Source organism: Bacillus sp. Je.9.29.b (assembly GCF_051129925.1).
Classification (GTDB): domain Bacteria; phylum Bacillota; class Bacilli; order Bacillales; family Bacillaceae; genus Bacillus; species Bacillus safensis.
The window spans coordinates 92,056-115,057 of record NZ_JBCPSO010000005.1; the positions used below are offsets into that span (position 1 = coordinate 92,056).

A 23,002-nucleotide genomic window follows, 5' to 3' on the forward strand; every position below is an offset into this window, starting at 1 on the left:
CTTTCAACTCCCGTTCTCTTAGCATTCCAACGATTTATTATAGATTGTTTCTGTTTAAATTTAAATAAATATTTTATACCAAATTACGAGTCTTTTCGCATAGACATTCCCATTTTCAGAAAAACAATATGTCGATATGCTTGATTACATTGAAAAACCCATGCGTTTCCGCATGGGTTTTTATACTACTATTGATCTAATTTTAATTTCTTTAATTGCTCAGCCAGTGCGTTATTGATTGGTTCTTCCACTTTCTTTTGTTTCTTCATATATTTAGACACATCGTGCTTACTGGCTTTCTTTTGATTGGATTGTGATTTGCGTTTTTCGAAAACAGACAGTTTTTCTCTATGTCCGCACACACAAGCAAAGATTTTGCCATCGCCTTCTCCGCGCAACTCGAGCTTTTTATGACAGTTCGGGCAGCGTGCGTTTGTTTTCTTCGCCACATTTTTACGGTGGCCGCATTCTCGGTCTTGGCACACGAGCATTGTGCCATGTTTTCCGTTCACTTTCAGCATCAGTTTTCCGCAGTCCGGACAATGGGTGCCAGTGACATTGTCATGCTTAAAGGTTTGGTTCGTCTGTTTGATTTCAGATACGGCTTGTTTTGCATAGGACTTCATTTCACTCATGAATTGAGAAGCCTTCAGCTGTCCTTTTGCGATTTTAGAAAGCTTTTGTTCCCATTCCGCTGTTAACGCAGGAGACTTTAAGTCTTCAGGCACTAAGGAGAGCAGCTGCTTCCCTTTCGATGTGATGAAAATATCTTTGCCCTTTTTCTCGATTAAGAAGCTGTTGAACAGTTTTTCAATGATATCGGCTCTTGTGGCCACTGTCCCTAGTCCGCCTGTTTCACCAAGGGTTTTCACTAAATCCTTTTCCTGATTCTGCATAAATGCCGCTGGGTTCTCCATAGCAGATAGCAGGGTTGCTTCATTAAAACGAGCAGGAGGTTTCGTTTCTCCTTTTGTTTCTTTCAGCTGGCGCACTTCAAGTGATTGCCCTTCGGAAAGTACCGGCAGATGCTGATCTGCTTCGGCTGATTCCTCGTCTTCATATGATTCATCGTACACGGCTTTCCAGCCTGCTGATTGCACGGTTTTTCCTTTTGCTGTGAATGTTTCACTGCCTATTTTGGCGATCACCGTTGTTTCCTCGTATTCAAAAGGATTCATAAGTACAGCAAGGAATCGTTTGGCAATCAGATCATATAATTTACGCTCTTTATCACTTAATGCACCAGGATACAGCTCTTCCTCGGTTGGAATGATCGCATGGTGATCTGACACTTTTGCATCGTTAACGAAGCCTTTGTGCGCTTTCACGCCTGATTGTAAAATGCGGTTCACATGCTGTGCGTACGGTCTGACGTTCATTCCTTTTAAACGATCTTTTAATGTAGGAACGATATCCGCTGAAATAAATCGTGAATCTGTACGCGGATATGTCACAAGCTTATGCTGCTCATACAACCGTTGAAGCGTAGATAATGTTTCTTTTGCTGAGAAGCCATAGCGTTTATGCGCATCACGCTGCAATTCAGTCAGGTCGTACAGCCCTGGAGCAAAAGCTTTTTTCGCTGTTTTTTTCAATGCATCGATCACTGCTGGTTTCCCTTTGCAGCCTGCCAAACGCTCTTTTATAACATTCTCTTGGAATGTGCGGTTTTGCTTTGTTTTGGCATCCTGCCATGTCAAGGTAAGTCCATCTACTTGTGCAGTCATTCCATAGAACGGCTTCGGCTGGAATTGCTGAATGTCTTCTTCTCGTTTGGCGATCATGGCAATCGTTGGTGTTTGTACCCGTCCGCAGGAAAGCTGCGCATTGAACTTGGTCGTCAGCGCCCTTGTTGCGTTGATCCCTACAATCCAGTCTGCCTCTGCACGTGCAACCGCTGAGCGATAAAGGTTATCATATTCTCTGCCGTCTTTTAATCGTTTGAAGCCTTCTTGAATGGCTTTGTCCGTAACAGATGAGATCCATAGTCGTTTTAGCGGCTTTTTCACATGTGCTTTTTCAAGAATCCATCTTGCGACAAGCTCCCCTTCACGTCCAGCATCTGTTGCGATGACAATGTCTTTTACATCTTTTCTTGCAAGCTGCGCTTTCACTGCTTGAAATTGTTTGCCTGTCTTTTTCATGACGACAAGCTTGAGCGGCTCTGGAATGATCGGCAAATCCTCCAAACGCCAGGATTGATATTCTTTTCCGTAGCCTTCTGGATCAGCCAGTGTGACCAAATGTCCAAGGGCCCACGTTACAATGTATTGATCTCCTTCTAAAAAACCATTTCCTTTTTTATGACACTTCAGTACACGTGCTAAGTCACGTCCTACTGAAGGTTTCTCTGCTAATACAACTGTTTTTGACACTAGATTTCACATCTCTTTCTTCTATCCATCCTTTTATTATAGCAGACGTGGAGATGTGGTTCTAATGACGGATTATTTCTTCAAGCGCGTGATGATTTCGTTTGTGATTTCTTGTGTTTGATAAGCCCCGCCGATGTCTGCCGTTAAAAAGCCGTCTGCTGTGACTGACTCGATGATTTCGAGCAGGTGTGTACCCAGTTCTTCCTCACCGAAATGATCAAGCATGAGTTTAGCGGTCCAAATTTGACCGATTGGGTTGGCGATTCCTTTTCCTGCAATGTCTGGGGCTGATCCATGTACAGGCTCAAACATGGATGGATATTTGCCATTCACATTGATGTTGGCGGCAGGCGCCACGCCAATACTTCCCATAATCGCAGCCCCAAGATCAGTTAAAATATCGCCAAATAAATTGCTGGCAACAATCACATCGAATTTCTCTGGTCTTGTCACAAAGAAGGCTGAGAGCGCATCAATGTGCTGCGAGTCTGCTGTCACCTCTGGATAATCCTTTGCTACGTCTTGAAACACTTCATCCCAAAATGGCATTGTATGAACGATTCCATTCGATTTGGTTGCACTTGTCACATGCTTTCGTCTTTTTTCTGCTAATTGAAAAGCAAAGCGCATGGCTCGCTCTGTCCCTTTTCTTGAGAAAACAGCATTTTGAATGGCAAACTGATCTTCCCCTTGATAGATGCGGCCTCCGATTTCACTATATTCACCTTCACCGTTTTCTCTTACAACAAGAAGATCGAAATCCTTTGGCTGAGCAAGCGGGGAGCGAATACCGCTCAGCTGTTTTGCAGGTCTAACGTTTATCACCTGCTCAAATTCACGTCTAATTTTAATCAGCAATCCCCAAAGCGATACATGATCTGGCACTAAATTGGCATCTCCGACTGCCCCTAAGAAAATGCTGTCAAAGGCTTTCAGTTGTTCCAATCCATCCTTTGGCATCATTTCGCCATGCTCTAAATAATATTCACAGCTCCATGGAAAATCCTGAAAGGTGAAAGACAGACCGCCATGTACATCTGATATCGCTTTCAAAACTCGGATGGCTTCAGGCACAACTTCCTTTCCAACCCCGTCTCCTGGTATTGCTGCAATTGAAACATGCTTCATTGATTTTTCCCCCTTCGTCATCGGTCGACCGTCGACCATTTAATTCGAGTTTACTAGAGAGTGTCTGTTCTTACAATGGACAAAAGACGCTTTTTTGATCAAAGCGCCTCTTTATCCTGCATCAGCACACGGGGCTTCTGTTTCTTTCTTCCCGTACTTTTTTTATCTGAAAGCAGCAAACCTCCTAAGGTCAGTGCCGTTCCAAGCGCAGACATAAAGGTCAATCTCTCATGAAGAACGATCATTGAAATAACCATCGTAATAAGGGGCACTCCATAAATATACACACTCGATTTCACCACACCGAGCGTTTTCACGGAAAAACTCCATGTCAGAAAACAAATGGCAGATGCGAAAAGGCCTAAAAACAGCAAGTGGAAGGCAAACGATGGATTCGTCAATCGTTCCCAGTCTAAACGAATTTTAAAATGCCAGATCAGTGGAATCATCCATAGCAGTCCGTAAAAGAAAACACGCCTTGTCACCTGAATGATATGGTACCCATATTGGTTGATCATCTTCGATAAGATGGAATAGAATGCCCAAACGATGGTGGCCGTTAATGCTAACGCATCACCGAGTGGATTCAATTGAAACGTCGTCATTCCATTCATGCTAATCAGCACAATTCCCGTCATCGCGATGAAAAAGCCTATGAAAAACCGGCTGTGCAGCGGCTCATCTTTTAATAAAAAATAAGCCAATAAAAAAGAGAAGAATGGGACAACGGAGCTGATGACACCTGCATTCGAAGCGAACGTATAAGTAAGTGCGACATTTTCTAAAAAGTAATATAAGACCACACCGCATAAACCTGCCAGCGCAAACATCCCTTCATGCTTTTTACTTCGCACCTTCATGGTGACTGGATAGATGATCATCAGAGCCAAGTACCCTATAAAAAAACGGAAAAATAAAATCTCTGTTGGAGAAAAAGCCGTTAATAATATTTTGGTAGAGATAAAGGTAGATCCCCATAAAAAAATGGTGAACATGGCCGCCAAATGACCAAGCAGCTGTTTATTTTTCATCAGCAGTTACCTGCTTTACAAAAATTTGCTGATACTGCCCTGGCGTGAGTCCAATAAATTCTGAAAAGAAATGACTCAAATGACTTTGATCAGAAAATCCAGCGGAGGCAGCCGCATCTACAGGCTTCACTCCTTGGGCGAGAAGCTCCTTCGCATAGTTCACCCTGACTGTCTGTAAATAACGGTACGGCGTGATGCCTCTGAACTTTGTAAAAGCACGCAGCAATGAATATTTGTTCATAGACACAAGCTCACCTAAGTCATCTAACGAGATATTTTCCGTGAGGTGTGTTTCGATATATTGCTGTACGTCTTGGACTTTTTGTTCGTTGGCATGTGCGGCTGATACTTTTCCCCCTGGGGTATCAGCATAGGCTTCAATCAATTGTTTCATAAAGAAATAGAAGGTTTCCTGTTTATTCAAAGCAGGCGCTTCTTCTGTGATCATTTGATGTAAATCATATAACGGCTTTGTTCGTTCACTTTGTGAAAACACAGGGGCTTTAAAATGCGGCTTGTGCTGAAAGATTTTTTCCAGCACCTCTGCTTCAATATTTAAACAGCGATAATCAAGTGTCCTGTGATCAATTTGTTCACATGCGTGATTATCATACGGATTGAAAAGAAGGATATCACCCTTTTCAATGATGTATTCTTGATTTTGGCAGATCAAACGTCTTTGACCGTCTTCAATAAATCCAATCACATAATATGTATGAAAATGATTCGGGAACTTTTGCATGATGCCATGAAAGCGATACGCCTCTATTTGCAAGTCTTGATCAAAATGTACAGTTCGTTCCTCTTGTGTGTTCATGTCGATCCCTCTTTTCACTGAACTGATCATTAGTGTAGCACACCCTTTTTCTCTTGGATTGTACGATATTGACTTTTCGATGCAGGCTTGCCTAGAGGGAAGAACTTGGATAACATGAGACAAAAGATGATGTATAAAAGAGGGAACGATGGTATGAATTCATTCGAGTTGGAAAAACCAGCACCGTATCACATGCAATTTTATGAACAGCTGAAGCAAATGATATTTGATGGCCAGTTTCAGCCAGGAGAGCGCATCAATGAAACACAGCTTGCCAAGCAATTTGGCGTAAGCCGATCACCGGTAAGAGAGGCGATGAGGCTGTTAGAAAAAGACGAGCTTTTAATCGCGGATCATCGCTCAGGCTATTCCGTCTATACATTAACAGAAAAAGATGTCGAGGAGCTTTATCAAATTCGGGCGGCCTTAGAAACACTTGCTGTTGAGCTTGCCTGTAAGGAAGCCTCGCAAAGAGAAATGGATGAAATTGAGCAGGTTCTCACGCAGGCAGGCGAAGCGATCAAGCAGCAGCTGCCATCTAAAGAGATCGTCCAGTTACATGAAGCCTTTCACCAAAAAATCATGTTGGCGAGTCACAATGACCGCTTATCCAAACAATTGAATCACGTGAATGCACTCATTCACTATTGCCGCATCTTCCATTTTAGCGGCGGGGCTCGTGCTGAAACCATTCAAAGAGAGCATACAGCCATCTATTCTGAAATAAAAGAGCGCCGCTCCAGAGAAGCGGTTCAAGCAATGACAGAGCATTTATTACATGATGTTATGCACTTAAAGCAAGTACTCTCTGAAACAAACAAAGAGTAAAGGACTTTTCCCATTTTTTAAGCATTCCATGAACATATTTTGAATTTTTCGTAGATTTTAGCATGTCCAGATGATCTTTCGTTTATATTAGAAGATGAGAAACTAGCTTTTATACAGGAGGATTTGTATATGCATACAAGTATTAGCCGTCTTCGACAGGCGGGTTTTATTGAGGGTATGTCTCTTTTAACCCTTCTTTTAATTGCCATGCCTCTAAAATATTTTGCGGATATTCCGATGGCAGTCACTATTGTAGGCTCTCTTCATGGCGCATTGTTTGTCATCTATATGCTCATTTTGGCATATGTGACTTTTAAAGTTCGCTGGCATTTGAAATGGTCCATCGCTGGTTTTTTTGCGGCTTTCATTCCTTTCGGTAACTTCGCCTACGATAAGGTGCTCCGCCAATATGATACAAAAGCTTAATCAAAAAGGGCTGAAACGACATTCGTTTTAGCCCTTAGTCTTCACGCTGAAGCGTCCTGATAAAGGAACGCTTTTTTATATTGATGCATATTTCACAATGGCTGCTCGACGCGTTATGTCGTGATACGCCACCCATAATTCATCACCAGGCAAGACGCTAGTGATTGGATCGATTGGCTGTTTCACTTCATACATCATGCCATTTCTCTCAACCTGAATGATCGCTAACGGCAGATTGCCGATGACGCCCGCAAATTCAACATTGGTCACTTTTGCACTTCCTTGTTTCTCTTGCATGAGACCCATTTCTCTATCCAGCTCTTCTTTCTTTGTCTGGATCGTGATTTGAGTGCCCGCTGCGACCTGCATATGATCAGGGATAAACTGGCTAACCGTTTTTGTGATGGACTCATCTCCGTTTGAAACCGTCACATCAAGCTGAATAGGCTTTTGTTCATGGATGGCCATTGGATATTGCTTCACACGCTGGATCGTTCCTGTTAACGTCACATCTTTACCCGATCGATTCCGCACTTCATGGCCATAGGCTGCCATTTTGAGCTGGCCGTTGATGTCGACGAGATCGGCTTTTTCTCCTGTTGTAAATTCAAAACCAGCGGCTTGAATCATTGGAATGATATACGTTTTCTGATCCAATTCAAATGTGAGTGATAAGACAGTACCTCGTCCTACGGTTCCATATGATTCTATATTTCTTAAAACAGCACCTTTGATGAACTTTGGCTGACTTGGCTGCGAGAAGTCACCTTCTTTTAAGAGCATTGCCTTTTTCTTCTTCGGATCATAGTGAATGACAATACGCTGTCCCGGCTGCGGTATCTGGGTGTAGGATACAACCGTTTTAACCGTCTTTTCTATGCGCTGCCCTTCATATTCAAATTGAAGCCGCATGCTGACAACTGGCTGTTCGTTAATGTAGGTGCCCGTTTCTTTAACAGACACAATATTGGCTTCTAATGTGACACTGTCCTTTATCTTGTTTCTCCTCACCAGTCTTAAAATCGGCGGCAGGAAGATCGCTAGCACAAATAATAATAGCGGGATCAAGATCCATATCGCCCAGTTAAGAATGAGCGGTCCGCCCTTCATTACATATTGCGTAAAGGTATCAACAGACGTTTGGTGGGCTGGACTGGCGTTTTCAATTGAGATGACCTTTTGCAAAGGAAATTCCTTTAGCTCTTTGCTTTTCGTCTCAAAAGCACCCGTTAATTGATTGTCAAATGAATAATAGAGCCAGTCGCTCTTCACATTTTTATTGAAAGAGAGCCCTTCTTTTTGTAAAGATTCATATGAAAACGACTGCAAAAGCTTGCTGGCAGACGTCGCCTTATTCGTGCGATGATTATAAATATAACCAGTCAGTTTGCCTTTTGCTTCGTCCTTTGCTGTCGAGCCTGCCAGAAGAACTTCTTCTTCATTAAGCTGGTACACATTCGTTTGGTAAATTGGCTTTGGTGTTGGAACGACTTCTTCAAGCCTTCCCTCTGCATTCACTTTCCTTGCCCTTTTTGGATATTCCGATTCCACGGCGACAGCAAAGTTTTGTGATGATCCAATCGTTTTTTGCAGCCGCTGCTCAACTGTATCTTCTACAAGGCTAAACGGTTCAGCGTTTTTGGAGACATAAACCCCAAGCTGATGCTTCTCGTTTGAGATTCCGCTGACATACGCCTTCTGATCATTTTTCAAAGTTACTTCAAATATAGGAATTGGCGTCTGCCCTCTAAAAGAATTCATGACGACATCGATGGAAACGGGTCTTGCTGGCAGCTTTAGGTCGTTCAGATTGTGCACATGAAACTGACCATTCTTCAACTCACCGATGACCGCAGCAGCGCCTTCCATTTCTCCTGTAAATACGAGCCGTCCATTCCATTGGTATGTATTCGTTTTTAAAAATGAGGGAATCTGCAGGTTATTTTGAACGAGCTCTTTCTTTTTTCCGCTTGGTGTTAGTTTCTCGATCAACAGCTTTCCGTCTTTATTTTTTAAAGCCAGTAAGAGATTGTTTCCTTGAATGGATGGCAGCATTTCATGAAACGTATCACTTTCTGTGGTCCATTCACTGATTCTTTTTCCTGATTGAGGATCATACATTGCAAAATGGAGCTGCTGGTCTTTTGATACAGCACTCACCACTCGTTTTCCTTCATCAAAAGTAAACATTCCTTTGACGTCATACTCTGTTACTTTCCCATCTGATAAATCATCTTGGTAATGGTTCCACACCAAGACACTGAGAATGATTGCTGGAATAAAGAAGACAATATATCTGAGGAAGATGACTGGTACTCTTTTCACTTGATCGCTTCCTTTCATGAGGTTCCTTTCACTTATACGTCAGTACAGCGAAAATGTTTCATGCTAGAAGAATACCATCAAAGCCTCTAAAATCCATATTTTACAAACTTTGTTGTTTACGATAAAATCCAATCAGATTCAAAAAAGGAGTTATCTCATTGGATAAGCTATCATCAATCATTCTAGCAGCTTGGCTGCGTGTCCCTCGCTGGTTCAAGCAATGGGTACTCGTATCCATTTCCATTTTCTTTTTTTATATGTGTTTTGTAAAGGGGCTGCTGACTAGCTGGCACACCTTGCCGCCTGTCACTTTGCTCTCATGTGTGATTGGTTCCTTCATCATTTGGCTGATGTGGCTTAAGGGTCAAAAAAAGAAGTGAAAAGAGGACAATGATGAAAAAATTGATTCTATATTTTGCGATCTCTTTTGTGCTGCAATTCGTTTGGTTTGGTCTTGTGCACCCAAATAGAGGCGTGACAATGCTGGACATGTTCATGTTTTCTATTTTGTTTGCGGTCATGTTCTTTTTTATTGAGCGGATTTGGCAGTATCAGAAGAAAGGACGAAGTAAATGATCATGAAGCTCGCTTTATTCACTCTGATTATTTGTGCATTTATCGGTCTGCTGTTAATGTCAAACCCTTTTGGGGCGGACGCTATGCGATTGGTTTGTATCTTCATCTTCCCTTTTCTTGGGCTTATTGGTTTCGGGTTCCTATTGTTTGCCCTAATGAAAAAGGCTGCCAAATAGATGGCAGCCTGTTCCTTACTCTTTTCATGCAAATAAATAATCAATGTTTAATCTCCGTTACGGAGTGTATGAATTAAGATTCGATCATATCAGTGTGTCATATGTGTTCCGAGTGAACCTACGTTTGAAAGTAAACGCCATGGAAGTTCTGGATAACAAGACAACGAAAGCCCTACCTCTCATTCGTCCTTACGGCTCCGAAGCCGTGCCAGTGTGAATTGTAAATCAAAACGTCTTTTTTCCATTCTTCCGCTTTTATAGGGGGGCGGGTGCAGAAGGAAAAGAATAAGTTTGTTCGCTTTGACAGCGTCTCGTTCTTATCAAGTAGAAGCTCTATTGCTTCTCATTATGTCATAGAAAAAAGAAAGTTTACTTTCTTTATTTATTTGCTTATTTCAACACTAATATAAAACTATAACACATTCCCCCTGCTTACGCAAGTGTTAAAGTGATAATTCTGCTGGAGTACGGCTTCCTTCATTCATATAACGAATGGAGGTTGGCTCAATCTTCAGAATCACTAGATTCGGATCCTCTTTTCCTTTAAACCATTTCTCCATCTCATCAGACCAAAGACGGTCAATCAGTTCCGGATCGTCGGTTAATGTTGCGGTGCCTGCAATCTCTGCATACGTATCACCGAATCCTTCGCCTGAATATCCAATGAGAATATGAACTTTCGGATTTTTTTCAATTTCTTCTGCTTTATGTGTTTCTTTACTCGTTGGTGTATATAACGTCAAACCTTCATGAAAAAAAGTCATATAGCGGGTATGCGGCTTATCCTGTTCAACAGTCGCTAGTGTTCCCACCTTTTGTTCATCTAACAGGTTTAATACCTTTTGTTTTAATTCTTCTTGAGACATATCGTTTCACTCCTTCAAAATTTCATCCGTATGCTTAGGTTTCCACGACAGCCCATTCATTAAACAAAGAAATGTGTTTTTCATAAAAAGAGACCTTCTGGCTGATGCTATAGAAAACAGGTTCAATGAAGGGAGAAATTGAACATGCATCATGAAACGATGTTCCATTTGAGTTCACTTGTCATTGCGGCAGTTGTTGTAGGCATTATCGTATGGTCTGTCATATCTGTGCAGAAGAATCGCAAGAAATACTAAAAACACCGCCCAATCAAAGCTGGGCGGTGCCGCGGTAGATCATGTATTCATAAAGGAACCGCCATTGACATGAAGTGTTTGTCCTGTCATATAAGACGATTCGTCAGAAGCCAGCAGGACAAAGCAGCCGACATGCTCAACAGGCTGTCCTGGTCTTCCCATCGGAGTTTCTGCTCCGAAGCTTTCCACACTGTCTTCATCAAATGTAGATGGAATGAGCGGCGTCCAAATTGGACCTGGCGCTACACCGTTCACCCGAATCCCATCTTTCACAAGCGATTGTGCCATAGAACGCGTAAAGCCGTTAATGGCTCCTTTTGTCGCCGTATAATCAATCAGCACTGGGTTACCCCGATATGGGTTAATGGATGTTGTATTAATGATGGAGCTTCCCGGTTTTAAATAATCCAGAGCCTTTTTCGTAAAATAGAAATAGGAATAGAAGTTGGTTCTAAAGGTTTGATGAAGCTGTTCACTCGAAATATCTTGAATACGTTCTTGCGGATGCTGTTCAGCCGCATTATTTACTAAAATGTCTAATTGACCAAAGGCTTCAACTGTTTTTTCTACTGCTTTCTCACAAAAGGCTTCGTCACCGACATCTCCTGCAATCGTTAAGCATTTGACGCCTTCCTGTTCTACACATTTTTGCGTATCCTCTGCATCCTCATGTTCATTTAAATATACAATGGCGACATGTGCACCTTCCTTTGCATAGGCAACAGATACTGCCCGTCCAATTCCACTATCTCCGCCTGTAATCAGGGCCACTTTTCCTTTTAGCTTGCCAGAACCTTGATATGATTCATCCTCAAAGATCGGTGCTGGATTCATTTCTCTTTCACTGCCTGGCTGCTGATCCTGCGTTTGGCGCGGAATGCCATTTGTTAAATATTTACGTAAATCCATGTGTAAGCTCCTCCTTGATTTGTTGATGTATCCTTTCATTACCACCTCATTTTTTCACTCAAACATCATGAAGCTGTACTGATGTGTTCCCGAAAATCAGCATGTTTGAAGAGGAGGAAAATCGGTTACATGATCATCAAAAAGGAGCGTTCTCACATGCTGTCTACTATTTCGAAAACCTTTAGCAGACCAAAAGGCTGGCTCGGAAGTATTGCTGGGCTCATTATGGCAAATGAAAATAAAGCATTGAATCAGTGGGCCATCCGCCACTTAGATTTGACAGATGGTGAAAACATTCTGGAAATTGGCTATGGACCCGGCTACAGTATCAAACATATGCTCAAGCATTATCAAGATCTTCACATTGATGGGCTTGATGCTTCTTCCACCATGCAAGAGCAAGCACAGTCCCGCGTCAGCAAACGGGCAAAAGACAAACAGGTTCGTCTGTATGTCGGCAAAATCGAGAAAACACGTCTTCCCGGAGAGCAGTATGACAAAGTGCTGTCTGTTAACAATTTTACGATTTGGGATGATCCAAAAACGGGCTTACTCAATCTTTATCACACCTTGAAACCAGGCGGAACACTCGTTATTGTGATGCAACCAAGAGAAAAAGGAGCTGATACCAATCGGACAAAAGAGATGGGTGAAAACATATTAAATGACTTGCAGTTTGCAGGGTTTGACGAATTTTCTATTGAGTATGAAGAAATTCGCCCCACCCTTGCTGTCTGTGTCACAGCAAAAAAGCCGAGAAGCGACTAAGCTCTCGGCCTTTTTCTTACCACTTTGCCTCTTTGACAAATTGATAGAAAAGCTGATGTAATTTCTGTTCAATGTCTTCCTTTGTTCCTTGTCCATAAAGCGCCATGCTTTCTTCACTTTCAATGATGGATGAACTGATCAGGCTAAACATTTCTGATCCTTCCTTGCCCAGCTTTTGCGGTGCAAGCATCATGAGCATTCGTGACATCTGCTGCTGCCCGCCATCCATGCTTTTAACCTCGTATGCCTGATCAAGATCGTAAATATGAAAGATTGGTTCCTTGATGAATGTATGTTTTAAATGATAAAGAGCAAATTTAGTGCCAGGTATGCCTAAGCCGCCTTGCTGTTCACGTTCCAAAAGGCCGCCCGCTACATCATCCGCATGTATGATAAACCCTTCCTCTTCAAGCTGACGAAGCAGTTGCCTGATGGTGTCATCATGCTGCGGCATCGTCTTTCTTTTTTCGATGGTAAAATGGGACAAGATGCTGCGAATCACAAACATATAATTCGTCACCTGCTCTGCAACCGCCATCATATCAACAGTTTCTTGCACCAATTCTTTAGGAGATTCTTTTGTTCTTTTTTTCTCGATGATATAAGGAATCTTCCGTTTAATATGAGCCTTCACACGCATGGCATCATCCTCGTTTAAAAGGGGGCTGACCATAATGTAATCGATATGCTCATATGGAATCGGAACGGTCGAGACAATCATGTCATAGCTCGATGCATCGATTTCCTTTAGCTCCATCAAGGAGGATAGATCGAATTTGGCGATCTCCGGCAGTTCTTTTTTCAACCGGGAGGCGAGCATTTTAGATGAACCAATCCCGCTTGAGCAAACAACCAGCGCATGAATTTTTGTTTCTTCTTTTTTGATTTCAAGCACTGAGCCAAAGTGAAGCACAAGAAAGGCAATTTCATCCTCTGGAAATTCAATCTCTGGAAAGAAACGCTCGACTCCTTCTTCAATCGCCATAAACAGCAAAAAGTAGTCTTTTTTTATTTGTTGTGTGAGCGGATTATAGATTCTCATCTTTTCCTTTAGACGGTTCATGGCAGGCTCAAGATGAGACACGAGCCCCTCATACAATGAATCATTTTCATTGAGATGATAGCCGGTTTTATTTGAAATAAAATCAATGAGCTTTTTCGTTCTCAGCGCTATATCCAGCTCAATTTCATCAATACGGTATTCTGCCCCAAAGCTGCGATTTGCACTGCGTAGATGGATGGTCATATAACCGACCTCCGCTTCAGGAATTTCCACATTAAACATGCGTTCAAGTGCTCTTGCCATTCGAAGTGATGATTCAAATTCCTTCGTCCGCTTTAATTCCAGCAGCTCTTCCTCTTCCATTCGAATGGTTTCCCCAAGCTGAATACGTTCGATAGCATAGGTTAAGTGAACAACAAGTGCAATATAGGCACTATCAGATAAGGAGAGTGACAGTCGATCTTTCAAATGAAAGAGCAGCCTTTCTACCTTAAGCAGCTGCCCTCTGCTGACAACGCCAAACACCTTTTCCGTCGCTTTCGTTCGATGTTTGATATTCATTTCAATCGTTTCTAAAAATAATTGAATGTCGAGCCGGTCAACAATGAGATTGCCGACAATTTTCCGTTTTGCTTCCTCCGGCCCTTTTAATTCAATGCCGTACCCGCGCTTGCGGATAAGCTGCAAACCGTATGGAGCAATCCACTCCGTCAGTTCATCTAAATCATAGCTGATCGTCGCATTTGTTACCTGCAAGTCAGCTGCGAGTGTGTATAATTTCACCGGTTCCTTCGCTTCAAGTAGCGCACATAGGATTAAGAGTTTTCGTTCATCTGAACTATATTCGATTTGATCCTCATTTGACATATGAGCAAGAAGCCGCTGTTTATCCTCCTGTTCGCCGACTGCCTTCAAACCTTTCCCCGGCTGTTTATCTAATGAAAGATGATAATCTTTTAATATTGGTTTAATGGATTTTAGTTCTCTATGGATCGTTCTAGTACTCACCTGAACAGAATCGGCTATCTCACGAATGGTGACATAACGATTTTGCTGAATGATGTATTTAATGACTTTCTGTTCTCGTGCCGTTATGTACATGAAATGCCTCCTTCTGTATAAATAGGTCTATTGTCACACCTTAATATAAAACGCTTTCAATGAGCGATGCAATCTTAAGTTGATCTGAATTTGGCACAGCGGCTGTGACAAAATATAAACAAGGGATCATCAGACACTTCTCCAAAATGAAGGTCCATAATCCTTTTGATGAAATTGAACCTTTCGTTCTTGAAAAGGCAGTGAACCCCCGGCTTTTAAAGAATAAGTCGGATTGTATACTGGAGAGCCAAAGCAATAATCGATTGTGCCTTCTTCTGGACGGAACATGACGGTTCGCATCGTTCCAAACAGCTCATCATAATTGTGCACAGTCAGACCATCAGGATATTCTGTCTGGAACAGTTTCACAAGAGAATCACTTGATCGTTGCTCTTTTAAAGCTTCCATTAACATATCGTATCTGACAACAGAATGATGTTTGGTCATCCCTTTTGCTGTTTGAGCAGCTACCGGATGATTCGTTGCAGCAATATAACCTCTCTCCGGTTTTCTCACCCTTTTTTGACCATCAATGATTTCAATCACAGCCGCCTTTCCTTTTCGATCGGCAAGCATGATATGAACATTTGAGGCAACGGGCATTTCCTCGATAGAGCGAATGGCTTCCTCGACCGTTGAACAGGATTCCAGAACAGAGCGAATCACATGATACACCTGCAAACCGGCGACTGCTGGAGGCTTTAAACCGGGTTCATTGCCAACCGGCGGACCGCAAGCAGAGAAAGTCACTGCAAGACCATGCTCATTCATTCCATCAGATCTGCCAAACAACAGCAGCGACGAGCCTGTATGATATGCCGAGCCTTTCACATGTGTCGTCACAAGACGCATATCATCAAAAATCGGAGAGAAATCATAGTTACGCAGCATGACCGTTTGTTGGCCTGCCGCCATATTCCCTTGCCTCACACAGTGGGAACAGCCTGGCTGAAGATGAGATGAATAGAAAATGGTCAAATAACGCTCATCTAATTGCATTTCATCACATAACCCAGCAATCTCTTCATCTAATTGAGGAAGAAAGGGACGGATCAGCTGCTTCGTTTCTTTCACAGCCTGTTGTGTTACCGGTTCTGTTCGAATATATTGTGTCTTTAGCAACGGGTTCTCCTTAAGCCAGACAGCCTGCTGTTTTCCTACTTCATAAGCCGTTCCTGTCATCTTTTGAAAAAACGCACTGATTTCCTCCATGCCTGTACACCTCTTTCACCTTCGTTTCTTTTATCATATCGAAACCGTCATATATTGAAAAGGATGAAAAAAACTGCAATCCCACGGATTACAGCTGTTTACAGTATGCTTTAAACAATGCTTCTGCCATCGCTTCATACCCCTTAGGATTCGGGTGAAATTGATCAATCGATAAGTAGGCTCTTTCATGTCCTTCAAACGCCCGGTACACATCCACAACTTCTACATGTGGATTCGCAGCAAGCAAACGAAGCTGTTGATTATATTGCTGAAGCCACCGCCCGGCTATTGGTATTTCTGGAAATGGGTTATATAAATTCATGAAATACACGTAGTAGGGCTGATGCTGTCCTCTTTTAATTTGAGCAATTTCTTGAATCATCTTGCTAAAATTCGCCTGACAATGTATGACTGCTTGCAGCAGTTTCTTTTCATCTTCACCTTCTTCATACTGCTGAACAGCTTGAACAAGGTCATTCCCACAGCCTGTGATGGTGATGATGTCAGCTGCCGCAATCGCACGTCTCACCTCTGACCGTTTGAAGAGCTGTAAAATCTGCTCAGTCGTTAACCCTGATTTTGCAAATACGGACAGCTCGACCGGTGCATGCGTCTTTTTTTCAAGCATCCACCAAAACCGCTGAACAAATCCTCCGCCAAATAAACGTGCCCCCACCCCAACTGTTAAGGAATCTCCAATCGCAACATAGGATCGTCCCACTCTTATCCCTCACTCTCTCCTGCCTTCTCTTATATATACGAATTCGAAGAACAGATGCTTGTAGCAGATGACTTAGGGGCATTCATTTTTTTTTGAGATGCAGCGCCTTTACAAACTCTTTACTTGCGGTATCGAACGATTTTTTGTTCAATAAGAGTAGGCTTTTTGCGCTGAAAACTGCGTGTTTACGCGTTCCAGAAAAATTTACAAACTTTTTATCTTGATTTCGAGACTTTATACCTTGACTTCAAACTACATTGTGATTACAATGAAAATATCAGTTTTCATGTAACTGTGCTTGTTACATCTTTTTCATAGCATTCCAATATGATTAAAGATGCCACATATTCAGTGTACCTTTGGGATACGCTAAAAAAATAACCGAAACAGAAAGGATTGAATGAACATGGCAAAAGTTTTATACATCACTGCACATCCGCATGATGAAACAGTTTCTTACAGTATGGCTACTGCTAAGGCATTTATCGAATCTTATAAGGAAGCAAATCCAAGTGACGAGGTTGTACATATCGATTTGTACAAAGAAAACATCCCTCACATTGATGCAGATGTATTCGCTGGCTGGGGCAAACTTCAATCTGGCGCTGGTTTCGATACACTTTCAGCTGAAGAGCAAGCGAAAGTTGCTCGTCTAAACGAATTAAGTGATCAATTCGTTTCTGCTGACAAATATGTATTTGTTTCACCACTTTGGAACTTCTCATTCCCACCAGTTCTTAAAGCATACATCGACTCTGTTGCTGTAGCTGGTAAAACATTCAAATACACTGAGCAAGGTCCTGTTGGATTATTAACAGACAAAAAAGCTCTTCACATCCAAGCACGTGGCGGATACTACTCTGAAGGTCCTGCTGCTGAACTTGAAGCAGGTCACCGTTACCTTGGTACAATCGCTAACTTCTTCGGAATTCCTTCTTTCGAAGGTCTTATCGTTGAAGGTCACAATGCTGAGCCTGCGAAAGCAGAGCAAATTAAAGCAGATGCAATCGAACGTGCGAAAGCTTTAGGAAAAACTTTCTAATAACTGCACGCAAAAAGCCAATGATCTTTACGGTCATTGGCTTTTTATTTGTTCAGAAAAACCTAATTCTCTCGAAATATCACTGGCGGCTTTTTTCACCTGTTGAATTAAGTAAGGTAAGCGTTCTTTTTGATAGCCTGCTTCAAATCCTGCAATGCTAATACCTGCTGCCACTTCCCCCAGATGATTGAAAATAGGAGCTCCAATCGCAGCTGTATAGTTTTCAAGCTCAGAATAGCTTAGCGTATATCCCCGCGCATTTGATTCTTCCAGCATGTTTCTTAGAACCTCTTTATCTGTGATGGTCCCAATCCCGATCTTCCCCAGCTCTATTGAGTCAATATAGGCAAGTCTCTCGCTCTCTGGCAAAAAGGAGAGAATACTTCTCGCACAGGCACCCGCATATAGGGGAGACCGTCTGCCAACGGCGGTGTAGAGACGAACAGGCTGCGTACCTTCAATCTTTTCCACGTAAATGGCTTCGTCGCCCTCACGAACAATGAGCTGTACAGCTTCTCCTACTTCATCCCGTAAGCTTTCCATAAATGGTCTTGCAATCCTTCGAATATCAAGGCGGTCCGCCACAAGCTGACCGTATTCAAGGAACATTAATCCTAATCGATACACACCTGTTTCTTGCTTTTCTAACAGTCCCATATCGGCTAAAGAGCTCGCCATACGATGGACAGATGTTTTCGGCATACCGGAAAGCTCGATCATTTCATTTAATGTTAATTGATCGTGAGCGATAAACAGCCGCAAAATCTCCATTGATTTCACAACCGTTTTATTTGTGTTTTGCATCTTCTTCACCTTTTCTAAACGAGAATGCTTCCAGCTTGATTCTTGCGGCCAGCTCCCTCAGTTCTGCTTCTTGCTTAAATAACGCCTGCTCTGCATCCCGATGATCTATTTGTTCAAAATACAGCTTTGCCCCAGGCATCGCCTGTGCAATAAGCGGCAAATCAACAGTCGCTACTTCTCCAATACGCGGGTATCCGCCTGTCGTCTGCCGATCTGCCAGCAGAATAATCGGCTGGCCATCGGGTGGAATTTGAATAGATCCAAAGGCGACAGCTTCTGAGATCAATTCCAGCTTTTCTTTTAAATGAACCGGCTCTCCCTTTAGCCGGCAGCCCATGCGATCTGATTGAGGTGTGACCTGATAAGACTGCTCAAAAAACGCGGTTTGAGATGTTTCTTGAAAATGAGAAAGATGCCTGCCTGCCAGCACACGAATCACTGGTGATTTCCGCAGCGGTAAAAAATGATCATGACTCACTGTCCAATCGGGTGCGCCATATCCCGCCTGATTCACTTTATTTTTTAGCCTATCAAACAAATGATCCGCTACGATAGACGGCTCTCCAATGGATAGAACGTCACCTTTTTCAAGCGGTCGTCCTTTCAGTCCACCGATCCCTGCTCTGACATAGGTGCTTTTGCTCTGCATGACTGGTTCCACATCAAATCCACCTGCCACAGCAAGATAAACGCGGCAGCCTCTCTTACAAAGACCAAAGGTGATCGTGCTTCCTGATCGGACAAAGAGCGGCTTCCATAATGGTGCCCGCTCTCCATCAATATCAATCTCAACATCAGCACCAGTGACGGCGATGAGCTGATCCCTCTCAAATGTGAGCACAGGCCCCGGCCCCATCAACGTCACTTCCAGCACGGCTTCATTTTCTTGGTTGCCAGTGAGAATGTTGGCGATTCTAAGTGAGAGCGGGTCCATGCCGCCGCTCGTTAAGACGCCATACTTTTGATAGCCTTGCCGCCCTTTATCTTGAATGGTTGTGTAGATCCCTGGCTTGATGACATGAATACTCAACGTTCTGCCTCCTTCATGCTGAAAAATTCCTTTTCAGACATTTGGACAAATCTGACCTCGTCCCCTGCTTTTAATAAACTCGGAATTTCCTCGTCTGGGCGAAAAAGCGGCAGCGGGGTTTGTCCAATGAGCTGCCAGCCCCCGGGTGTGGAAATTGGATAAACGCCTGTCTGCTTTCCTGCAATACCAACAGAGCCTTTTGGAATGGACATCCTTGGTGTTTCTCTGCGTGGTGCTGCGATCTTTTCAGACAGCCCGCCTAAAAACGGAAACCCTGGGGCAAATCCAACCATATAGACAAGGTACGTACCGGCAGTGTGAATACGCACGACTTCCTCTGGCGTTAAACCATTGATACGGGCAACCTCTTCTAAATCAGGGCCCAGCGCTCCCCCGTAACAGACTGGAATGTCAACGATGCGTCGCTTCACCTGAACTTCATCTTGCCATTTGTCTTCAAGAAGTTGTTCAATATAGCCTTTGACCCATTCATACGGAGACAGGTCATGTGTTTGAAGCTGGGCCGATTGATGAACGGTATAAGGCTCGTAAAAAACAGTCACGTTTGTAAAGGCTTGAACTGCTTCTACATACCCTTCAAATGGGTGCTGTTCAATACATGCAAACAGCTGCTCAACCCGTGCATGAATCTCCTCACGTATGTCAGCTCCAGCTTGGATGACGATCGCTGCATCTCCCAGCGGGTGGTAGGTGATAGAATCTTTTATCGTTGAAAAAGCCACTTGAGGACACCTCTCTTTCTACAGTACACCGAGCTTTTGATCTCTTCGATCTGTGATGAACATATGCCCAGGTGCATGAGTAATCGCAATGTCGGGTTTTGTATGCATGACAATGGCTTGCGGCGTCACACCACATGCCCAAAACACCGGGACCTCTCCTTCTTTGATCACAGATGGTTCTCCAAAGTCAGGCTGATTCACATCGGAAATGCCAATCACCGCTGGGTCCCCTATATGGATCGGACCGCCATGGACTGATGGAAATCGAGATGTCACTTGAACACTTCTTGTGACTTGATGCGCCGGAATGGGTCTCATGCTGACCACCATCGGGCCGTGAAAGACTCCTGCTTTTTCACAAGCTATATTCGTTTGATACATGGGTACGTTATGACCGTCTTCAATATGGCGGACAGGAATGTCATTCAGCATAAGCGCGTGCTCAAACGTAAAACTGCATCCAATGAGAAAGGCAACCATATCACCCTCCCAATAAGCAGTGATATCTGTAACCTCTTCTTCAAGAATCCCTTTTCGGTAAATACGGTACTTAGGAAAGTCCGTACGAATATCCGCTTGAGGCGCCGACCGTCTTGGCACTGGATCACCTGGGTCCAGTACATCAAGCAAGGGACATGCAGCCGGATTCCGCTGACAAAATAAAAGAAAATCAAAGGCAAGTTCCTTTTTGACAATCATTAAATTGGCCTGAGCAAACCCTTCTGCAAAGCCAGCCGTTGGTCCTGTGATCTTTTTTTCGCGAATCAATTCTCTCATCTGTGATGGCTCATATGTTTGATAGACATTCATCTGAATCAGCTCCATAATTTAGGGATTTCATTCATGATGGTATAGCCGCCCATCATCGCCATAATGACCACAACAAATGCACCTGACACTGTCAAAAAGAATGGATGACGATAATCTCCGACAATGTCTTTCTTATAGGCCGCAACGAGTAATGTGCCAAGGGCGAGCGGCAAAATCAATGCATTGATCGCTCCAACTAATATCAAGATGTTCACAGGTCTTCCGATCGTGATAAAACAAAGGGTTGAAAGAGCAATAAAACCAATGATAATGCCACGCTGGTTTTGCTCAATTTTTGGTGAGAAGGTTTTGAAGAAAGAAACAGATGTGTATGCGGCTCCAATGACAGACGTAATCGCCGCAGCCCACATAATAATCCCGAACATTTTATATCCGATATTTCCTGAAGCTAATTGAAAAACAGAGGCAGGCGGGTTGGATGGATCAATCTGCAAGCCTTTTGAAACAACTCCTAATACGGCAAGAAAGAGTGCTACACGCATGACAGATGTAATTAAAACACCGAAAATAGAGCTTTTCGTCACTTGCGGCAGTGCTTCCTTCCCCTTAATACCTGCATCCAGCAAGCGATGCCCGCCAGCAAAGACGATATAGCCGCCTACCGTTCCGCCCACAAGTGTCACAATGGATAAAATATCAATCGTCTCTGGGACAAATGTTCTCACGGCCGCTTCTCCAACTGGCGGCGCTGTTGAAATCGCCACATACAGCATCAGGCCAATCATGACAAAACCAGCTGCCTGTGTGAAACGGTCCATCGCTTTCCCAGCCTCTTTGATCACAAATATGAGAATGGCAATCACAGCACTGATCCCTGCGCCGATTCGCGGATCGACACCGAAGATCACCTGAAAACCGAGACCAGCTCCAGCAATATTTCCGATGTTAAAGGCAAGTCCTCCAATGACAATCAAAAAGGCCAGCACATAGCCGAGACCCGGGAGCACCATATTCGCTATATCCTGACCTCGTTTTTCTGACACAGCAATGATTCGCCATACATTTGTTTGTGCAAAAATATCTAATAAAATTGAGATCAAAATGACAAACCCAAAGCTAGCCGCAAGCTGCTGTGTGAAGACGGTTGTTTGTGTTAAAAATCCCGGTCCGATCGCGGACGTCGCCATTAAAAAGGCAGCGCCCATCAGCATAGACCGATTCCCCTTTGGTGCCTTCATTTGTTTGACTTTCTCTGTTTTCATGCTGTTTCCCCCTTTGATGACGATTTTTATTGAAAGGCCTTGAGATGGATGCCGGCTTCTTTTAGCTTCGCTGTAATGGTCTTCGCAAATTGAAGCGCATGGCTGCCGTCTCCATGAATGCAAACCGTATCTGCTTTGAGCTCGATATCTTCTCCTTGAACTGTACGAACCCTGCCTTCTCTCACCATACGAACAACCTGCTGGACGGCCCGTTCATCCTCTTTAATGAGTGCATGTGGTTCGCGGCGCGATGTCAGCGTCCCGTCTGTTTGATACGTCCGATCAGAAAAAACTTCATGTGCCACTTGTAGACCTATTCGTTCACCTGCTAACGCAAGTTCACTGCCTGACAGACCAAATAACACAAGGTTTGGGTCCACATCATATACAGCCTGCGCAATCGATTCAGATAATTCAGTATTTTTAGCTGCCATGTTGTAGAGGGCGCCGTGTGGTTTGACATGCTGCATCGTGCCGCCCTCGGCCTTGAGAAAGGCTGATAGAGCGCCAATTTGATAGATGACAAGATCATAGGCTTCCTCTGCGGAGATAGCCATTGGACGTCTGCCAAAGCCGGCCAAATCTTGCAAACCTGGATGTGCACCAATTTTAACCCCTTTATCCAGTGCCATTCTAACTGTCTTTCTCATGACCGTTGGATCTCCTGCATGAAAACCGCAAGCAATGTTGGCTGAGGTGACATATTCTAAGATTTGTTCATCTGCACCGATTGTGTATTGACCAAAGCTTTCTCCCAAATCACAGTTGATATCCACTTGATACATAGAATCCCTCCTTGTTGTTCCGAAATACGGAATATAAAGTCCGAATAT

At 43.3% G+C, this 23,002-nt stretch carries 22 protein-coding genes; 6 read left to right on the plus strand and 16 right to left on the minus strand.

The window, feature by feature from the left end:
• Nucleotides 1-188: 188 nt before the first annotated feature.
• The 4 genes from AAZR19_RS11525 to AAZR19_RS11540 form a co-directional block, all read right to left on the minus strand.
• Entirely contained in the window at nt 189-2,375 is a 2,187-nt protein-coding gene (locus AAZR19_RS11525; RefSeq protein ID WP_434703208.1) for a DNA topoisomerase III, read from the minus strand.
• A 72-nt stretch (nt 2,376-2,447) separates the two neighbouring features.
• The gene (locus tag AAZR19_RS11530) at nt 2,448-3,503 is read right to left on the minus strand and encodes a tartrate dehydrogenase (RefSeq protein WP_434703210.1); all 1,056 of its coding nucleotides are present in this window, start codon (nt 3,501-3,503) and stop codon (nt 2,448-2,450) included.
• Nucleotides 3,504-3,601: 98 nt separating this feature from the next.
• Nucleotides 3,602-4,534, minus strand: a complete 933-nt coding sequence (locus AAZR19_RS11535) for a DMT family transporter (protein ID WP_326148855.1) — start codon at nt 4,532-4,534, stop codon at nt 3,602-3,604.
• Nucleotides 4,524-5,351 (minus strand): AraC family ligand binding domain-containing protein, encoded by an 828-nt coding sequence (locus tag AAZR19_RS11540; RefSeq protein WP_087975295.1) that lies wholly within the window; start codon nt 5,349-5,351, stop codon nt 4,524-4,526. Before AAZR19_RS11540 ends, AAZR19_RS11535 begins: the two co-directional genes overlap by 11 nt.
• 153 nt (nt 5,352-5,504) lie before the next feature.
• Here AAZR19_RS11540 and AAZR19_RS11545 point away from each other — a divergent pair, with 153 nt between their 5' ends.
• Nucleotides 5,505-6,179: a GntR family transcriptional regulator gene (locus AAZR19_RS11545; RefSeq protein ID WP_254806215.1), complete on the plus strand. Its 675-nt coding sequence runs from the start codon at nt 5,505-5,507 to the stop codon at nt 6,177-6,179.
• Between the two features lie 129 nt (nt 6,180-6,308).
• The gene (locus AAZR19_RS11550; RefSeq protein WP_008347156.1) at nt 6,309-6,605 is read left to right on the plus strand and encodes a DUF3817 domain-containing protein; all 297 of its coding nucleotides are present in this window, start codon (nt 6,309-6,311) and stop codon (nt 6,603-6,605) included.
• Between the two features lie 75 nt (nt 6,606-6,680).
• Here AAZR19_RS11550 and AAZR19_RS11555 read toward each other — a convergent pair whose 3' ends face one another.
• Nucleotides 6,681-8,930: a hypothetical protein gene (locus AAZR19_RS11555; protein ID WP_254806216.1), complete on the minus strand. Its 2,250-nt coding sequence runs from the start codon at nt 8,928-8,930 to the stop codon at nt 6,681-6,683.
• 158 nt (nt 8,931-9,088) lie between these two features.
• Here AAZR19_RS11555 and AAZR19_RS11560 point away from each other — a divergent pair, with 158 nt between their 5' ends.
• Together AAZR19_RS11560 and AAZR19_RS11565 are read left to right on the plus strand one after the other, a co-directional pair.
• On the plus strand, nt 9,089-9,310 hold the full coding sequence (locus AAZR19_RS11560) for a hypothetical protein (RefSeq protein ID WP_076840754.1): 222 nt from the start codon (nt 9,089-9,091) through the stop codon (nt 9,308-9,310).
• A 13-nt stretch (nt 9,311-9,323) separates the two neighbouring features.
• Nucleotides 9,324-9,506 (plus strand): hypothetical protein, encoded by a 183-nt coding sequence (locus tag AAZR19_RS11565; RefSeq protein WP_041106487.1) that lies wholly within the window; start codon nt 9,324-9,326, stop codon nt 9,504-9,506.
• 619 nt (nt 9,507-10,125) lie between these two features.
• Here the strand turns inward: AAZR19_RS11565 and AAZR19_RS11570 are convergent.
• Together AAZR19_RS11570 and AAZR19_RS11575 are read right to left on the minus strand one after the other, a co-directional pair.
• Nucleotides 10,126-10,548: a pyridoxamine 5'-phosphate oxidase family protein gene (locus AAZR19_RS11570; protein ID WP_076840753.1), complete on the minus strand. Its 423-nt coding sequence runs from the start codon at nt 10,546-10,548 to the stop codon at nt 10,126-10,128.
• Nucleotides 10,549-10,842: 294 nt separating this feature from the next.
• Nucleotides 10,843-11,712 (minus strand): SDR family oxidoreductase, encoded by an 870-nt coding sequence (locus AAZR19_RS11575; RefSeq protein WP_218676931.1) that lies wholly within the window; start codon nt 11,710-11,712, stop codon nt 10,843-10,845.
• A gap of 129 nt (nt 11,713-11,841) precedes the next feature.
• On the opposite strand from AAZR19_RS11575, the gene AAZR19_RS11580 reads away from it, so the two are divergent.
• The gene (locus tag AAZR19_RS11580) at nt 11,842-12,480 is read left to right on the plus strand and encodes a class I SAM-dependent methyltransferase (protein WP_226015161.1); all 639 of its coding nucleotides are present in this window, start codon (nt 11,842-11,844) and stop codon (nt 12,478-12,480) included.
• Between the two features lie 16 nt (nt 12,481-12,496).
• On the opposite strand, the gene AAZR19_RS11585 is transcribed toward AAZR19_RS11580, so the two are convergent.
• From AAZR19_RS11585 to AAZR19_RS11595, 3 genes are all read right to left on the minus strand, one after another.
• The gene (locus tag AAZR19_RS11585; RefSeq protein WP_076840751.1) at nt 12,497-14,584 is read right to left on the minus strand and encodes a BglG family transcription antiterminator; all 2,088 of its coding nucleotides are present in this window, start codon (nt 14,582-14,584) and stop codon (nt 12,497-12,499) included.
• A 129-nt stretch (nt 14,585-14,713) separates the two neighbouring features.
• On the minus strand, nt 14,714-15,796 hold the full coding sequence (locus AAZR19_RS11590; RefSeq protein ID WP_218676932.1) for a C45 family autoproteolytic acyltransferase/hydolase: 1,083 nt from the start codon (nt 15,794-15,796) through the stop codon (nt 14,714-14,716).
• A gap of 88 nt (nt 15,797-15,884) precedes the next feature.
• A complete protein-coding gene (locus AAZR19_RS11595) occupies nt 15,885-16,517 on the minus strand; it encodes a GDSL-type esterase/lipase family protein (RefSeq protein ID WP_076840749.1) in 633 nt (210 codons plus the stop codon).
• A gap of 406 nt (nt 16,518-16,923) precedes the next feature.
• Here AAZR19_RS11595 and AAZR19_RS11600 point away from each other — a divergent pair, with 406 nt between their 5' ends.
• A complete protein-coding gene (locus AAZR19_RS11600) occupies nt 16,924-17,559 on the plus strand; it encodes an FMN-dependent NADH-azoreductase (RefSeq protein WP_024425558.1) in 636 nt (211 codons plus the stop codon).
• A gap of 33 nt (nt 17,560-17,592) precedes the next feature.
• Here AAZR19_RS11600 and AAZR19_RS11605 read toward each other — a convergent pair whose 3' ends face one another.
• From AAZR19_RS11605 to AAZR19_RS11630, 6 genes are read right to left on the minus strand one after another with little or no spacing between them, the layout of a single operon-like run.
• Nucleotides 17,593-18,363, minus strand: coding sequence for an IclR family transcriptional regulator (locus tag AAZR19_RS11605; RefSeq protein ID WP_076840748.1), 771 nt, complete (start codon nt 18,361-18,363; stop codon nt 17,593-17,595).
• On the minus strand, nt 18,347-19,393 hold the full coding sequence (locus tag AAZR19_RS11610; protein WP_076840747.1) for a biotin-dependent carboxyltransferase family protein: 1,047 nt from the start codon (nt 19,391-19,393) through the stop codon (nt 18,347-18,349). Before AAZR19_RS11610 ends, AAZR19_RS11605 begins: the two co-directional genes overlap by 17 nt.
• Entirely contained in the window at nt 19,390-20,136 is a 747-nt protein-coding gene (gene pxpB / locus AAZR19_RS11615) for a 5-oxoprolinase subunit PxpB (RefSeq protein ID WP_075622361.1), read from the minus strand. Before pxpB ends, AAZR19_RS11610 begins: the two co-directional genes overlap by 4 nt.
• Before the next feature lie 18 nt (nt 20,137-20,154).
• The gene (locus AAZR19_RS11620; RefSeq protein WP_434703218.1) at nt 20,155-20,946 is read right to left on the minus strand and encodes a putative hydro-lyase; all 792 of its coding nucleotides are present in this window, start codon (nt 20,944-20,946) and stop codon (nt 20,155-20,157) included.
• A 5-nt stretch (nt 20,947-20,951) separates the two neighbouring features.
• Nucleotides 20,952-22,169, minus strand: coding sequence for an NRAMP family divalent metal transporter (locus tag AAZR19_RS11625; RefSeq protein WP_434703220.1), 1,218 nt, complete (start codon nt 22,167-22,169; stop codon nt 20,952-20,954).
• A gap of 26 nt (nt 22,170-22,195) precedes the next feature.
• Nucleotides 22,196-22,954 (minus strand): LamB/YcsF family protein, encoded by a 759-nt coding sequence (locus tag AAZR19_RS11630; RefSeq protein WP_087975260.1) that lies wholly within the window; start codon nt 22,952-22,954, stop codon nt 22,196-22,198.
• Between the last annotated feature and the right edge of the window lie 48 nt (nt 22,955-23,002).

What these genes read in the sequence shown, in the direction of transcription:
- AAZR19_RS11585 (WP_076840751.1), bottom strand. Translation starts at nt 14,584, where the DNA reads ATGTACATAACGGCACGAGAACAGAAAGTCATTAAATACATCATTCAG.
- AAZR19_RS11530 (WP_434703210.1), bottom strand. Translation starts at nt 3,503, where the DNA reads ATGAAGCATGTTTCAATTGCAGCAATACCAGGAGACGGGGTTGGAAAG.
- AAZR19_RS11540 (WP_087975295.1), bottom strand. Translation starts at nt 5,351, where the DNA reads ATGAACACACAAGAGGAACGAACTGTACATTTTGATCAAGACTTGCAA.
- AAZR19_RS11565 (WP_041106487.1), top strand. Translation starts at nt 9,324, where the DNA reads ATGAAAAAATTGATTCTATATTTTGCGATCTCTTTTGTGCTGCAATTC.
- AAZR19_RS11545 (WP_254806215.1), top strand. Translation starts at nt 5,505, where the DNA reads ATGAATTCATTCGAGTTGGAAAAACCAGCACCGTATCACATGCAATTT.
- AAZR19_RS11630 (WP_087975260.1), bottom strand. Translation starts at nt 22,954, where the DNA reads ATGTATCAAGTGGATATCAACTGTGATTTGGGAGAAAGCTTTGGTCAA.
- AAZR19_RS11535 (WP_326148855.1), bottom strand. Translation starts at nt 4,534, where the DNA reads ATGAAAAATAAACAGCTGCTTGGTCATTTGGCGGCCATGTTCACCATT.
- AAZR19_RS11620 (WP_434703218.1), bottom strand. Translation starts at nt 20,946, where the DNA reads ATGAATGTCTATCAAACATATGAGCCATCACAGATGAGAGAATTGATT.
- AAZR19_RS11625 (WP_434703220.1), bottom strand. Translation starts at nt 22,169, where the DNA reads ATGAAAACAGAGAAAGTCAAACAAATGAAGGCACCAAAGGGGAATCGG.
- AAZR19_RS11570 (WP_076840753.1), bottom strand. Translation starts at nt 10,548, where the DNA reads ATGTCTCAAGAAGAATTAAAACAAAAGGTATTAAACCTGTTAGATGAA.
- AAZR19_RS11605 (WP_076840748.1), bottom strand. Translation starts at nt 18,363, where the DNA reads ATGCAAAACACAAATAAAACGGTTGTGAAATCAATGGAGATTTTGCGG.
- AAZR19_RS11550 (WP_008347156.1), top strand. Translation starts at nt 6,309, where the DNA reads ATGCATACAAGTATTAGCCGTCTTCGACAGGCGGGTTTTATTGAGGGT.
- AAZR19_RS11590 (WP_218676932.1), bottom strand. Translation starts at nt 15,796, where the DNA reads ATGGAGGAAATCAGTGCGTTTTTTCAAAAGATGACAGGAACGGCTTAT.
- AAZR19_RS11580 (WP_226015161.1), top strand. Translation starts at nt 11,842, where the DNA reads ATGATCATCAAAAAGGAGCGTTCTCACATGCTGTCTACTATTTCGAAA.
- AAZR19_RS11575 (WP_218676931.1), bottom strand. Translation starts at nt 11,712, where the DNA reads ATGGATTTACGTAAATATTTAACAAATGGCATTCCGCGCCAAACGCAG.
- AAZR19_RS11600 (WP_024425558.1), top strand. Translation starts at nt 16,924, where the DNA reads ATGGCAAAAGTTTTATACATCACTGCACATCCGCATGATGAAACAGTT.